Annotated in this window: 13 protein-coding genes; 5 read left to right on the top strand and 8 right to left on the bottom strand. The window is 38.8% G+C overall.

The genetic code is table 11. From position 1 onward, the window contains the following. Positions 1–39: 39 nt before the first annotated feature. From cas1 to MSTHT_RS13175, 6 genes are read right to left on the bottom strand one after another with little or no spacing between them, the layout of a single operon-like run. On the bottom strand, positions 40–1,011 hold the full coding sequence (gene cas1, locus MSTHT_RS13200) for a CRISPR-associated endonuclease Cas1 (RefSeq protein WP_048168179.1): 972 nt from the start codon (positions 1,009–1,011) through the stop codon (positions 40–42). Beyond that, the gene (locus tag MSTHT_RS13195) at positions 999–1,655 is read right to left on the bottom strand and encodes a CRISPR-associated endonuclease Cas6 (protein ID WP_048168178.1); all 657 of its coding nucleotides are present in this window, start codon (positions 1,653–1,655) and stop codon (positions 999–1,001) included. The genes cas1 and MSTHT_RS13195 overlap by 13 nt, the downstream gene beginning before the upstream one ends. Next, complete coding sequence (locus MSTHT_RS13190; protein ID WP_048168177.1) at positions 1,652–3,886, bottom strand: CRISPR-associated helicase/endonuclease Cas3; 2,235 nt, start codon at positions 3,884–3,886, stop codon at positions 1,652–1,654. Before MSTHT_RS13190 ends, MSTHT_RS13195 begins: the two co-directional genes overlap by 4 nt. Then, positions 3,883–4,623: a CRISPR-associated protein Cas5 gene (gene cas5 / locus MSTHT_RS13830; protein ID WP_052721897.1), complete on the bottom strand. Its 741-nt coding sequence runs from the start codon at positions 4,621–4,623 to the stop codon at positions 3,883–3,885. The genes MSTHT_RS13190 and cas5 overlap by 4 nt, the downstream gene beginning before the upstream one ends. 5 nt (positions 4,624–4,628) lie before the next feature. After that, a complete protein-coding gene (cas7i, locus tag MSTHT_RS13180) occupies positions 4,629–5,513 on the bottom strand; it encodes a type I-B CRISPR-associated protein Cas7/Cst2/DevR (RefSeq protein WP_048168176.1) in 885 nt (294 codons plus the stop codon). Between the two features lie 31 nt (positions 5,514–5,544). Then, positions 5,545–7,230, bottom strand: coding sequence for a hypothetical protein (locus MSTHT_RS13175; RefSeq protein WP_048168175.1), 1,686 nt, complete (start codon positions 7,228–7,230; stop codon positions 5,545–5,547). A 335-nt stretch (positions 7,231–7,565) separates the two neighbouring features. On the opposite strand from MSTHT_RS13175, the gene MSTHT_RS15250 reads away from it, so the two are divergent. Both MSTHT_RS15250 and csa3 read left to right on the top strand, forming a co-directional pair. Further along, complete coding sequence (locus MSTHT_RS15250; RefSeq protein WP_231588107.1) at positions 7,566–7,829, top strand: hypothetical protein; 264 nt, start codon at positions 7,566–7,568, stop codon at positions 7,827–7,829. Positions 7,830–7,837: 8 nt separating this feature from the next. Next, positions 7,838–8,167 carry a CRISPR-associated CARF protein Csa3 gene (csa3, locus tag MSTHT_RS15245; protein ID WP_231588106.1) on the top strand — a complete coding sequence of 110 codons (330 nt, stop codon included), beginning with the start codon at positions 7,838–7,840 and terminating at the stop codon, positions 8,165–8,167. A 273-nt stretch (positions 8,168–8,440) separates the two neighbouring features. Here the strand turns inward: csa3 and MSTHT_RS13165 are convergent, their stop codons facing one another. Beyond that, on the bottom strand, positions 8,441–10,144 hold the full coding sequence (locus tag MSTHT_RS13165; protein WP_231588105.1) for a glycoside hydrolase family 15 protein: 1,704 nt from the start codon (positions 10,142–10,144) through the stop codon (positions 8,441–8,443). Positions 10,145–10,710: 566 nt separating this feature from the next. Between MSTHT_RS13165 and MSTHT_RS14655 the strand changes: the two genes are divergently transcribed. Next, the gene (locus MSTHT_RS14655; RefSeq protein WP_181952271.1) at positions 10,711–10,863 is read left to right on the top strand and encodes a hypothetical protein; all 153 of its coding nucleotides are present in this window, start codon (positions 10,711–10,713) and stop codon (positions 10,861–10,863) included. 90 nt (positions 10,864–10,953) lie between these two features. Here MSTHT_RS14655 and wrbA read toward each other — a convergent pair whose 3' ends face one another. Continuing rightward, on the bottom strand, positions 10,954–11,583 hold the full coding sequence (gene wrbA / locus MSTHT_RS13160) for an NAD(P)H:quinone oxidoreductase type IV (RefSeq protein ID WP_048168174.1): 630 nt from the start codon (positions 11,581–11,583) through the stop codon (positions 10,954–10,956). A 335-nt stretch (positions 11,584–11,918) separates the two neighbouring features. On the opposite strand from wrbA, the gene MSTHT_RS13155 reads away from it, so the two are divergent. Both MSTHT_RS13155 and MSTHT_RS13150 read left to right on the top strand, forming a co-directional pair. Beyond that, entirely contained in the window at positions 11,919–13,049 is a 1,131-nt protein-coding gene (locus MSTHT_RS13155; RefSeq protein ID WP_259274603.1) for a glycosyltransferase family 2 protein, read from the top strand. Between the two features lie 8 nt (positions 13,050–13,057). Then, entirely contained in the window at positions 13,058–14,233 is a 1,176-nt protein-coding gene (locus MSTHT_RS13150) for a glycosyltransferase family 4 protein (protein ID WP_048168172.1), read from the top strand. Positions 14,234–14,553: the final 320 nt, after the last annotated feature.

The following is a 14,553-nucleotide window of genomic DNA, read 5'->3' as shown; positions in this document are numbered from 1 at the left end:
TATTTTAGAGTCAATAGCATGACTAATTGTCTTACTGTATCATTTTCCAATCAAGCTGTTTGCAATCCTGTGGCAGTCGAACTGGATCGTATTTCCGATTTTTATGTTCCTGCCCCCGTAACTTATTTCTTTATCGAAGGTTTCATTGACAGCTTGGATCAGGACAGCTTTTCCTTCTTTATTAAGGGTTAACCCATTTGGAATAGTATCAAAAAAGCTGTCCATTACCTGTTTCTTTGAGAAAAGGTTGAAAACAGTCCTATCTATATGGATGCGGTACATCTCGATCAGGTCAAATACAAAAGACTTCTTATTATAGTCGTCTGTGTGGTTAAAACCGATATAAGGATCAAGCCCTGCTATAATGCACGCTTTTTCCACTTTCGAATACAGAATCCCATACCCGTAATTCAAAAGGCAGTTAAACTCATCCTTTGCAGGGTTCCGGCTTCTGCCATTGAATTTCCATTTGTCAGGCAAAAGGAAACTCAAAGCCGCAAAATAATTTCTGGAAGCCATCCCTTCAAGCCCCATAATTTTCCCGCGCATCTCATCAAGAGTTCCTTCAAGCGCTTCAAGCTGTGCCTTCGTTTCTATCATTGCAGCAATATAATCATCGAGTTCATCTTTCTGCTCGGGTCTGTTCTTTTTTAGGTCTTTCAAGAAAAGAATCTGGTTCTCGATTTTCTGCTCAACCCACCCTTTTGCAAGCCTGAACCCTTCCTGCCCTTCCGAAATCTCAAGCTGTCTTCTCCTTATAAAGGTTGTGCTTCCCAGCTTTGAATGCCAAACCCGCCCGTAAGGGTTCCCGAAGTTATCCAGAAAAACGATATCGATATTATTTTCCACTGCAAATTTGATGGCATCAGTGGTAATGGTTGCAGAAGTTGTAATGAGGATGCTATCCACTTTCTTTTCTGAGACTTCAAAGACTTTGTCTTCGTTTTTGACAAGGAAACAGTTATTCTGCTTTTTCAAGAAAGAGCCGTGAGAATTGATTACAAGCTGCATCTTTTCACCGTCCCGAAACCGCGGGAAACAGATTTTCCAAGGCCAAAATAGTCTGGAATGAGGAAATTCGTGATAAAAGAGCCTTTAAATACAATAATTTCATTTCCTTTAAGGTTTGAACGGCAAGATTTAAGCTCAGTATGGCACTTGATCTTTTCAGGCACTTGATAACCGAGGGATTTGGACATGGAGAGGATATTTCCAATCAAATTTTTATTTAGCAATTCTGCTCTCTGTTCTTTATCAAAGGAAAGATATTTCCTAAAATTTTCCTGATTAAGTGCAAACCATGGCGTTATAAACTCATATTTGATGAGCTTCTCTGAGATGCCGAAATCTTCCTTTTTGTAAGTAATCCCTCGTTCAACTATCTCATATTCATTACCATTGAGGTTGATCTTTTCATATTCATCATATATTTCCTTCAATACCTCTGCACCCTCATTAATTCCAACAATAATAGGCTTCCCATCTATCATTTTGTACTGGACCATTGGATACCGATAAATGAGTTTATCAGTGTCGTGCTGGTGTAGGAGATTATATTCATTGAATCTATTAGCAAAAAATCCCCTGAGCTGAGCGCCAGATTCCTTTATGGGACAAGTGGAAGTGAGTGTTAAAGTGAAAACGAGAAGATTCATATTATCAAACTCGAAATTTCATTATCATTTTTAAATTGCGCACCGATTTCGAAATCATAATCAATTTCACAAAAAGTAATTCCCCTAATTTCTTGTTTGTTTTTTAATACGTACCAGTAAGGCACCTTGATTTCGAACAAACGGCGCTTTGAGGGGGGAAGTCTCAGGGCTTCATCTCTGAAAACAAGTGGAATTACAGGAATCTGTAGGTAATCCATTTTTCTTGTAACTTCATTATTATCTTCTCTGTTTGGATTATCGAAGACTCCAGATAGTCTCTCTTGTGTTTTTTCATATTGTGTACTAGAATCAATAAAGTTCTTTGAATCTTCAATTTTAATCTTAGAGTAAACATTATCAACTATTCGTATAAGATCAGCCTCTGTTAAATTCTCAGGGGAGCTTTCAAAAGATTGAAAAGAGCTTGTCAATAGTCCAGTTGAATCTGGATCGTAAATCCTTTTTGAGACGTCTGATGCTTTAAAAATGAATATGTGGGTATCTGTTTTTTTTCGTCTTCTATTCACTCTTCCAGCTCTTTGGACAATTGCATCCGGAGGGGCACATTCACAGAACATGACATCAAAATCTATATCTAACGACACTTCAACAACTTGTGTAGCAATTAGGAGTTTACTCTCTTCAATGAAGCTTTCTTTTTTTATTCTATCTTCCAATGTAAATTTAGAGTGGTAACAAACAGGATTTAAATAACTTAATTTCTCATACAATTCCTGGCATTTTGCAACATTATTAACAACTACCAGTGTTTTTTTACCATCATACACTGATTGTTCGATATCTGAAATTGCATCGTCAATATACTTGTCATATGTAGTATACTTATTTCTGCATGAATTTAACAAAAAATTGTCTTTTATCACTTCTACAGAAGGAAATGCCTTTGATAAAAGATTTGTAAGATAGGCAGGCATAGTTGCACTCATGAGCATGAATCTAGCTCCGAGCCTCGAAAAATGTTCAATCGATTTTATAACGAGACCCAATGTCCAAGAGTCGTATGAATGTATTTCATCAATTATTATAACGGCGTTAGCTGCATTCGCTTCAATGAGTGTCCATTTTCCATGATTGAATCCTGTTACCAGCAATTGATCAATTGTAGCTACAGTCACAGGCTTTATAAAGGATTTATCAAACAGTACACTTCTTTCTATTGGATTATCCTCTTCTTCCTGGAACATAAAAGAAGCTGTAGAATGTGTTAGCCCTACATTTCCCTTTCCAAAATAATCTTCAAGACGTAAAAAAATACTATTTGCTGTAACCATTGTTGGCAACAAATAGATTAATTTACCCCCGCCCATATCCTCTAAATTATTTAATGCCCATAAGAGCGATGCTTCAGTTTTCCCACTGCCAGTAGGTGCAATTGCAATTACGTGACCTAATGTGCTGGCACACTCTTTTTGAAATTCTGTCAAACCGGTGAAATTGATGTTCTTCAGTTTACACCTTTTTTCAATTTCAGAAACCAGTTCTATAGATTTAGTTTGCAAACTATAATTGACATCTGAATCTGAAGAACCATACCAATCTGAATAGTGCAAGATAGCTTTTAAAAGCAGGTAAGTTGGCCTAATTGCCTCACGACTACTTTCTTCTTGGAAAATTTTGGCAACAAAATTATTCAAAAATTTACTTGCAGTTTTGTATGGATCTATATTCTTCATGCTCAATTTAAAAAGAGAATCTGGGAAATCATAGCCTTCTTTTTCAAAAATTTGTTTTGCCAAAAGCAATGCCTGGTTTGCTCCATCATCAATTACAGATGGTATCTCATTTGTTCTTTCTTTTTCAAAAAAAGACATATTTGGATTGATTGCTTTATGGTGACCTAAAACAGCAAGAGCTTCAATTGGAAGTTTTCCAATCAATAACCCTTCCTTTTGCATTAAAGCAGCACTACCATAGACAGCATATATGAAAGATACAAGCTCATGCCTGTAATTTTCACTATAGTTAAAATGATTGCCTTTTTGTTTTGCAGCCATCATTTGCTGAAATATATCTGTACATTTTCCAATGTCATGTAGAACTACACTTAAAAGAGAACTCTTCAAAAAGCGACTTTCATCAAAATCAAATTCCTGACTAAACCTTTGAATCTGTTTCTTTTTTGCCTCAACTGTCTGTTTCCAGGCTCTATAAGAAGCATTAATATGTTCGTCATATAGTTGGTCAGGTTTAGCCCAAATAACGCAATTCATAACAACACAACATTTCTTCCATTTACAGTATATCCATCGATTTCTGTTTTCAATATAACAGGAGTACTTACAAAAGTGAATTTTTGACGTTCACCTACTCTTCTTTCATCCCCTTCAAAAATGAATCTTGTAGGCAAAAGAAATACTTGAGGCGTGTTTACTGTTTTAATTATTGGGAGTTGGCTAAAGTCTATGTCGTTCTTGTAGAGATTTGAGAGATCTCCAGGTAGAATTGTATACTCAAACTTTTTTAGTTTACATTTTTTCTCTTCAATAATCTCTCCAATCTTGCATGTTTTAAATAAATCATCACTGTTTCCAACAGTTAAAGGATATACAGGCGATAGAAATGCAGATCTTAAATGCTCTAATTTTCCAAGCTCATTGCATCCGAAATAAAATGTAAACAAGTTGTCATATAAATATTCTCGAACCAAAACACTATAATGTCTACGATTTTTAATATCGTCCTTAGTGTAGTTCTTCTCTTTACCCGTAAGTTTCCTATAATTCCATAGGTCTCGCATTAAACCTTTATTAAAGCCATAGACTCCTATTAGAATCTCATTTTCTTCTACAAATTTATGAACTGACTCTAAGGACAATCCCAGAGCTGCACCCATCATCCCAATTATTGTTGTTTTAGGGGGTAATGGGAGTGTTTTGTGAAATGTATGATTTTCTGGAGATCGAAAAGAAGCAGTTAATGATACCCCTTCCACTGAAAAGATAAACATAGTTATCACTGCTTATAATATTCATCGATCCATCTTGCCATCTCTTCAAATGCTTCCCCTATAGATTTTGCGTTCACGATATCATTAGCAAAAAATCCTTTTCTCATGCCAATAACCGAAGATATTATTTCAGGTTCATAATCTTTCAGAGTTTCCTCTATGATCGGAACATTAATTGTATTTCCTTCAAGTTTTACACTCTCAAGAAAAATAGGGTTTTTAGTACTTAACATAGCAGCAATCACAAACTTAGGAGCAATATCCGCAAGGAACCTACTTTGTCTGCCAGAAGCCCACAAATTTTTGATAGCTTTAAGTAAATCTTTAACCCTTGCCGCTTTCTCCTGGTTGTCAATGTACTCCCTAGATTCATCCTTTCCAACTCTGTCAAGTTCAATTAGTATAGTTCCCCTATAAAGACCGGAATGAATCTCTGTCTCAAAGATATTAGGGTCTCCTCCAGCTTTTACGCCCATGTAGTTTGTACCGAAATCTAAATCCCCTTGATATGGATTCAGTGCTATTAAAGGCGAAACTCTCACTACAGAAGTTCTCTTAGTAGATCCTCCCTTAGTATTTCCATCTCCACTCTCGGTTCCCATATATCCGAAAAGATCGTCATCAATGAATTTATCAGGCTCTTGTCGAGTAGTAGCAGCTCCCTTTGCTTGAGATGCAGCAACTCCTTCCGATAATTCTCTGCCTAATACCTCAAGCTGATTTCTCAATGCCCTTCTAATAGCTTGAGAAGATACGTAAGGATATTCTTCAACGCCTACAGATATTTTTTTGATATTAGACATATTATCTGCTTCTTTGTCCGATCCGTTCAGTGAAGCAAATGATACTGACGTTAAATACGTCAAAGTTAATGCTTTTGCAGATTTCATTCCTCTTTATTCCTCCATTATACATGTGAAATTAATTTTGACTTTTAGCATTAAATGTATTGAGTGCAGCAATCATACAAAACTGTTTAAATTCTTGGAAGTTATTCTCAAATTCTTGCCCCTTTCCATACAAGTCAGCAGTAACTAAAGCTCCATATTTGATCTGAATTCGATTGATTTCATTCAAGAAATCTTCTGGCTTTCTCGTTCTTCTTAACCTGAAAAGATCACCTTTCCCTTTGCGACCAGCAGTAGCAACACTAAACCCGATTGTTTTTCCCAAACTAACCGCCGTATCAATAATTTCCTGATCCACTTTATCATTACCCTCTTTCAATATTTTCTCATATTCAATAACAAAATCATGTATAGGCTTTATGTATCGTTTTTTTGACTTGTTGATATGAAATGCGTACTGCTCGATGAGTTCAAGTATGCTATTTTTCTTAAGAATACGCTCACAGACTTTGTTTCTTATCAGAGTCTTATTGTCATTTTTCTTTTGGTCATAATCGATAAGATTTTCCATTACTTCTTTTAAGTTGATTTTTTTCTTCTCTATTTTATCGAATAATCGGAACAAATAAACAGAATCGTTGAACGGCCAAATCATTTTTCCCATTTGAGTGTCCCCTAAAGCCCTAGTATTTATTATATAGAACTCAAGAGGAGCTTTCAAAATAAATACATCAAAAAGTTTTTCTAAATCAAGTTCAAATTCACTTCCATCAGTCGGCGTCTTGCGTAAAAATGTTAAATATAAAGAATACAAAAAAGAGAAAAATTGCTCAAACGGATGTTGGAAAAAAAATCCAAGATTATTTTTAAAATTTATTAATAGGTTTGGATCCTCGATTTTTTCTGCTTGAAAAGAATCATACACCTCACTCATTTTAATAGGACTTGAAGAATAGGGGAAATAAATATTGTAACTGTCATTATTGTACACGTAAAAACCATTTACTGGCACAAATTTCCCTAAGAAATCACATTTCCAACAAACTTTTTCAGGACTTCCACCGTTGGAATTAAAGGATAATACACCGGAAGAACCGGTAATCATGGGATATACAGTACCCCCAATTTCAGATAATGAATGAGAAGCTTCCCCACAAATGAAACATCTCCCTTTTTCTTTTCCCTTCTTTACTTTGATATCAACTTGAGGCCGAATTGCATTTGGCCCATCGATCAATAAGTTATTTGAAGAAATCTTTAGCCCCGTTTCAGAAAGAAAACTGTCAAATCTATCTTGTAAATGTGAATATTCAGGAGGAAGTACTTTTTTCTTAATCTTTTTCCCTGCTTCATTCACTTCAATAACATCATATTTGACCTGTTTTGCAGTCATTCTTGGTGGTTTATTAAAAATTAATCCAGCAATACCCATGGCTTTTACTTTTGGGAAACGTACAAATTTGTCTTCTTTTGAATCATAATAAAATCCTTCTTTCTTCTGCTTTTGCTTCTCAGTTGATTTATTGTAGTATTGATCTAAAAGTGACTTATAGGATTTATTAAATAGTGCAGTTAGATTATCTTCATTTCCCTTAAAGGTAAGTCCTTCGTCAGTGAGTCGCATTTCTACATCCAATTTTGAAGGATCCTCTTTTTCTGCTATTTTATATAAACCAAGTAATCCCGAATCCATCCAGAAATGACTAAGTTTAGGAAAAATAATTTCTAAAAAATCATCTTTATTTTTTTGATTTGTCATGGACATTACCTTCAAGTCAATTTTGCTTTTGTGCGCACTCTTTAGATAAACACAGTTATTGATATGACACAAATTTTATACATTTTAACAGTATATTACTTTTTAAAGTTCCTAACTACTTATATCTTTCTAAAATCTAAACCTCAGAACTAATTTATCCATTATATCATGTTCATTTGAGAATTGTCTTATACGTGTTAACCATAAACATGTACTATTCATATAATATATATTCTTTTTCAGTTTAGAGTTAAGTAGTTTAGATACGAAGTGAAATGTAAATATCTAATCCATAAGTAAAACATTTAACCCACCCCCGCAATAATAAGCATCTAATGTCAAAGCTTACACTTATCTCCACAATCTATTCCCTTGAACCTGTCATCATCTGTATAACACGGCTATCCCCTTCAAAAATAATATTGCTGTCAGAGGAAGGGGCGCCTGATAAGAAGGTGCAGTCTGAGGAAATGATTGAAAAAACGTTTAAAAACGCACTTGTGGTTGAGAAAAAGTACACATCTGTTTATGATACTGTGCGCGTGGCAAAAGATGTTGCTGAGCTGATTGAGCAGGAACATGCTGAGGCAACCAGGTAATTGTCAACGTGTCAGGCGGGCGGAAGCCGCAGGCTTTTGGAGCACTTTTCGGGGCGTATGCAAGGAATGATATGGTGCAGAGAGTTGTATATGTGACCGAAGAGGATAGTTTTATGATTGATTTTCCGGTGCTGAGTTTCAATCTGTCGGAAACAAAAAAATTGATACTCGAAGAGATCCAGAAAGGAGTATCCTCGGTTACCAAGATAGCTGCAACTGCCGGAATCTCGAAGGGCATGACTTACAACCACCTTCGGAAACTCAAAGCAATGGGTTACATAGCCGATGGGGAAAGCGGATACATTATAACCGATGCCGGAAGGATCGCTTCGATCTGATTTAGGAATACCCCACTCGCTCCCACTTTCCAAGGGTCTATAATTCATCCATTACTCAGGATAGTCACAGGAGCCACTTTCTTTTTTCTCAAGGGCTTGTAGGTATTCCAGGACAGCAAGGACATATGTAGAGTGGGACCAGGCAAGGGGGAGAACCGAGAGAGGTCTGCCTCCGTCGTCGATCTGTTCCGAGAAAAGGCCAGTGGGATGGGCGTGAGCTGCGCACCATTCAAGGAGTTCGAGAGCCCGGTCAAGGTTGCCGACTGCGGAGTGTCACTGGGACAGCCAGAGCGTGCAGATAATCCAGCTGTTCATATAGCCAAAGTAGGTGTCGTGAAGATACCTAGCAATCCCGCCTGAAGGGCGTTTAAGCTCCTGTTCTATCGCCTCCATAGTCTGGACTACCCTGATATCGTCGGGAGGAAGAATTCCGAGGTACCAGACGGCAAAGACCGAAGAATCAAGAGTAGCATCATTAAGTCCACGGCGGAAGCGCCTCAGTCTTTCATCATAAAGCTTCTCCAGAATAGACTTTCGGACGCGCTCGGCAGCTTCTTTCCAGATATTTGCATTGTCATAATCCCCAAGCGAGCGGGAGAGTTCATAAGCTCCGTTAAGCCCGGCGTAGACCGTACATGCACTGTAGGTATGCACGCCTTTTCGTTCCTCCCAGAGATCGAAGCTCGAAATCGGAAGGTCTGTTTCCCTGTCAATTGCCTTTACGAGATAATTAGCTGTGGGGAGTACAAGCCTTCTGTAGTACCTGCCTGTTGTCCAGACACTCTTTTCAATCTTCCAGTTATTATAGAGGGCATAAAGAGGAAGCCCTGTCTCATCGATCTGGATCATAGGCACAGGATGCCAGGTGCTCCCGAAGTCTCCGGCAGGCGTGTATTTGTGAAGGAAGTTGCCTCTGGGCGTGATAGTTTTTGCGAAAAACTCAAACGTCTCAGCAGTCAGGTGATGGTACCGTGCCCGATCAAGCGCAAGGCATACCCATGCTGCATCCCTGGGCCAGCAGTAGCTGTAAAGATCCGCTCCGAACTGTTTTATATCCGAATCGCAGGATGCAATTATCGAGCCATTAATGTCCATATGGGCGACAACTGCAAGCAAGCTTCTGTAAAAGCACTTTGAGACACGCTGAGGCAATTGAGACATCCTGGCAGATTCCGGAAGAACTGATACCTGCTCAATAAATGAATTCCAGAAATTGAAGTTGTGATGGAATAGGGCTTTTCTTCCGGCTTCCGCTACCCGTTTATGAATTTGAAGCACGCTTCGGTATTTCTTTCCAAGCGCTATCCAGTAGTGCAGCCTTGTCGCCTCCCCTGGTTTCAACTCAGGAAGAGTCCAGCCAAGCGTGGAGTCCACTGAACCATGCGCTACAGGGTTTCCGCTCAGGGAAGCATCACTTTCCATATCTCTCCAGGTACCTTCAAGCCCTTTCCACTCTGCAGTTCCAACCGCGTACTGGTCAAATGGAGGGTCACTCGCGTGCAGAAAATAGCGGTCGCGTTTGTAATGGATAAGCGTATTTTTATCAATTACAGCAGTTTCTCCGATTTTGGTCTCAAGAATTTTGTAGTTCTGGTTTGAGAAAAAACGCAGGCGTTTGACCAAATTTGAGGTATTCCTTATCTCAAAAGTCCTGTAGAAAATGTTTACCGAAGGGTGGACAGCTTCCCAGACTGTAATTTTCAGCCCTAATTCAGGATTTTCGAATATTGTTTCCCCTATATTTGAGATAATTCCCCTGCAAACCTCAGGAACTTCCTCACTAACGATCTCAATATCAGTTTTCCCTACTACTTCCTTGCTTTTTCCAGAGATCTCAATAATACGCTCACAGAAATCTTCCTTAAACTCGGACTTATACCTCTGTTGAATCTTCCAGTTTTCAAGCCAGCTACAATAAAGAGAGTCAAGGTCACATATCCCAGCCTTTATCCTGTTCCCATGATTCTCAAGCCCCACATATGGGAAATAAATATCCCTTATCGTCCCCTTTTCGTCCTCACAAATCAGGATTCTCCCATTTCCAAAAATTAACGGCCTAATTCAGGATGCCTCCTACTATCCTTTAAATTCTTGACCCTCAATTAATAGCCTGTCAAAGCATTTAAGCTTCAACAGAAATTCAAAAATAAATGACTCCAACGTTGAATCATTTTTTAAATATAACCCTTCACGAGAGATGAATGTATTACCACAAATAGTTTAGTATACGGAATTCCAGGGGGAACTGAATTTTATCCCTGTCAGATTTATCAAAATGTTAGCTAGAAATAATTTTAACTGTTGATATAATATTTATAATTATTATCAGCTCAATTGAACCCAGGGGGAGACATGCGTTTTATATAACATTTTTTTTAAAATGAAATTAGATTTTCCCGCAAAATCAATTTAATTTCTTATTAAGTATATATACAAATTTAATAAGAAAGTTTATATTTTATTGCGTTATCTTACTAGGTGATTTATAAAAACGAATATTAAAGGTACTCACATACATAGAATGCGTGTTTATGATGTCTTACGTGAAAAAAGCATGTCCCGTTTGTGGGAAAGAATTTTTTGTTCTTAGAAAAGCTGAGGAAAAGGCGACTTATTGTACTCTGGCGTGCCTGACAAGAGCTCAGGATATTGAGTCCAGAGGTGTGACCTTCCCGGGTTTTGTCGATCATTTGTAAAAGAGATTAAAAATATGGAGAACATCCTGCAAAGGGGAATGTTTTCCAAACTTTTTATTTTCCAGGATCTATTTATTTTCCAGGATTTATTTATTTTCCAGCCAGTTTTTTTGCTGTCTCGGTTACAAGCCTGCCCTGATAGCGAGCCATCGCAAGCTCATTTTCTGAAGGCTGGCGAGTGTTATTTTCTCCTGCAATCGTTGTAGCTCCGTATGGGCTGCCGCCTGTAATTTCATCCATTCTCATCTGCCGGGTTTCAGAATAGGGAAGCCCGACAATGACCATTCCTAGATGGAACAGAGTTACATAAGCAGTGAGGAGTGTGGATTCCTGACCTCCATGCTGCGTCTGACTCGAAGTAAAGACGCTCCCTACCTTTCCAACAAAAGCATTTTTAGCCCATAACCCTCCAAGACCATCAAAAACCGTACGCATCTGAGCAGTCATATTCCCGTAACGTGTTGGCGCCCCAAAAATAATGGCATCTGCACCTGCAAGTACGTCTTCGTACATGCTTCTGGTCAGTACAGGAATATGGGCAAAAAGATTTTTCGTTTCAATTGCCCCCATCTTTTCCAGAACCTCATAAGGTAGAGTTTCAGGCACCTGATAAATCTCTACTTCGGCTCCTTCAACCTCTCTTGCTCCTTCAGCTACAGCTTCTGCCATTTTGTAAATATGACCATAAATACTATGGAATACCACGCTTACCTTAACCATTCAAGTCCCCCATTAAACTGATTGAAATACAGATAAAGCGGTCTCAACTATAGTGAAGTCAGTTGATAATCCGCGGAAAACCTGAATCCCTTCTTAAAAATATATTCTGATGCCTTATATAGCTTGTTGGCAAAAGTTAACTTTCTATTCCTAGCTTTGTTTCCTTAGTCCATATCCTGATATCTAATTCGTATCCCTGATTTTTGGTTATCTATTCCTGCTTTACTTTATTACCATGCCCGAAGGCAATTTAAAAAATAAATTTCAGAGTACAAATTCCTGATAAATAATACGTATCAAAATAGTTATTAGGATATATGCTGTATAGGCTGGACATGCCCTCTCTTTCTGTCGTAATGCCTTCTATGAATGAAGAAGAAACCATCCGTATCTGTATAGAGAAAGCCCAGTCTATATTCAAAAAATATGGCATAGAAGGGGAGATAATAGTTGCTGACAACTCTTCCGACAGAACCGCAGAGATTGCAGCTTCAATGGGTGCAAAGGTAATAGGTCCAATAAAAGGATATGGAAATGCTTACCTTAAAGGGCTGGCTGAAGCTAAGGGGGATTATATTGCGATTGCAGATGCCGACAATACATATGACCTGCTTGAGCTTGATAGATTCCTTGATCCTCTTATGGCAGGAGAAGCGGATTTTATAATAGGCACGCGGCTTAAAGGCGATATCAAAAAAGGAGCTATGCCCTGGCTGCACCAGTATATAGGCAATCCCCTCCTGACAGCAATGCTGAATTTCCTGTTCGGGACGAAAATTTCGGACGCTCACTGTGGAATGCGAGCTTTTACAAAAGAAGCGCTTGAGAAAATGAATCTTAAGACACGTGGCATGGAACTTGCATCCGAAATGGTGATCGAAGCTGCAAAATGCGGGTTGAGGATTAAAGAAGTCCCCATAACCTATTACCCCCGCCGGGCTCCTTCCAAACTGCGTTCATTTCAGGATGGATGGAGGCATGTGAGATTTATGATGCTGTACCGCCCCCTGCCATTTCTCTTTCTGCCTGGAGCCGTGGTTTTTGCGCTCGGAGTCCTGATAACCGGTTCCCTCCTGCTTAGCGGAGATGCGGCAGAGAACAGGCTGCATTCTTTTATTCTGGGTTGTATGCTTCTGATCTTCGGAGGACAGACACTGTCTACTGGCGGCTATATGAAAATGTACGGCATTGTCCGCGGCGTATACCCTAAGAATAAAGGCGGTACTCCAAACTGGTTGAATTACCATTCCCTTGAAAAGGAACTGCTTGCAGGTTCTCTTATTCTTGGGGCAGGCATACTGTTAGGACTGAAAGTAGTATACACCTGGATCAGCTCAGGGTATGGGTCCCTCTCGGAAGTGAGAAGTGCAGTGATTTCAATGGTTTTTGCTTTTATCGGTCTGCAGATGATCTTCTCGGCAATTGTCCTGAGCGTAATGCTCCTTGAAGTGGACACGGACTGGTAAGTGGTGAAATGAGAATTGCCTTTGTGTACGATGCTGTCTATCCATGGGTCAAAGGCGGCGCAGAAATGCGTATTCATGAGCTGGGGAAGCGGCTCCTGGACAGAGGGCACGAAGTACATATTTACGGGATTAAATGGTGGGAAGGCGAAGATACCTTTGAATATGAAGGCATGATCCTTCACGGAGTCTGTAAAGCCCGAGATCTGTATGTAAACGGCAGGCGTTCAATTTCTGAGGCAATAATCTTTGCTGCTAAACTGTTCCCAGAACTCAGGAAAGAAAACTTTGACCTTATAGATGTGAGTGTCTTTCCCTATTTTTCCTGTTTCACTGCAAAAGCAGTCTCAGTCCTGAAAAAAGCCCGATTAGTGCTTACCTGGCATGAGGTATGGGATGATTACTGGTACGAGTACCTGGGGAAGGCAGGTTTTTTCGGATGCTTAGTCGAAAAAATGACCTCAAAATTATCTGAAAATAATATTGCAGTTTCAGGCTGGACTAAGGACAGGCTTGAAGCACTGGGAGTTCCGCGAGAGAAAATTACAGTAATTCCCAACGGGATCGACCTTAAAAGAGTTTCCAAGATTGAGCCCGAAGGTGGAAAAGTTCACTCAGGTTTTGAAAGCAAAAAATATGATGTTATTTTTGCAGGCCGCCTTATAAAGGAAAAAAATGTCGACCTGCTTATTAAAGCGGTCGCACTTCTTAAAACCGATTTTCCAGAGATCAGGTGCTGTATTGTAGGCGATGGACCAGAGAAGACAGCACTTGTAGAGCTTGCAAAGATAACTGGAATTTACAGAAATGTAGAGTTTGCAGGTTTTCAGGAGTACGGGGCGTTGATAGGGAAAATCAGGGCTTCAAAGATACTTGTGCTGCCTTCAAGCCGGGAGGGGTTTGGGATGGTAGTTATCGAGGCTTTTGCCTGCGGAGTGCCAGTAGTGACGGTAAAAGCGAAGTACAATGCTGCGCAGGGGCTGGTTGAAAATGGAGTTGATGGATTTGTTGTGGAGCCTACAGAGGGAGAAATTGCGAAGGCTTTGCATAAAATAATCGGGAAAAACCAAGACTATAGAAAGATTTCAGAAGCTGCACTTCGAAAAGCTGAAAATTATGATTGGGAGAAAATAATTAAGGAAATTTGTTTAGTTTATCAAGGTTATATGGAAAAACCCCTAAAATAAGAGTCTTTTTTTCAAAAGGATAAGGAATCTCAGGAAAGCTGTAAGAAGTTCGCTGTTCCGAGGAGAGACAATCAATACCGAAGTAAACTAATTTTACTTATTTAGTAATCTGATTTTACTTATTTAGTAATTTAATTTATTATACTTCTATAAAAAAATAAATAAAATCTAACTTTTATAAGAAAAGTAATTAAATCTCTACTCCTATTATTTAGTGGGGTATGGAAAAACGGTTAAATAATAATCATATTATTTAGTGGGGAGTATAGAAAAGTATTAAATAATATCCCATGTGTCAGTAAGCTAGACGGCTGTTTCAG

This window comes from Methanosarcina thermophila TM-1, assembly GCF_000969885.1.
GTDB classification, from domain to species: Archaea; Halobacteriota; Methanosarcinia; order Methanosarcinales; family Methanosarcinaceae; genus Methanosarcina; species Methanosarcina thermophila.
The sequence above is the reverse complement of the archived record's forward strand: the minus strand, read 5'-3'. Positions and strand labels throughout refer to the sequence as shown.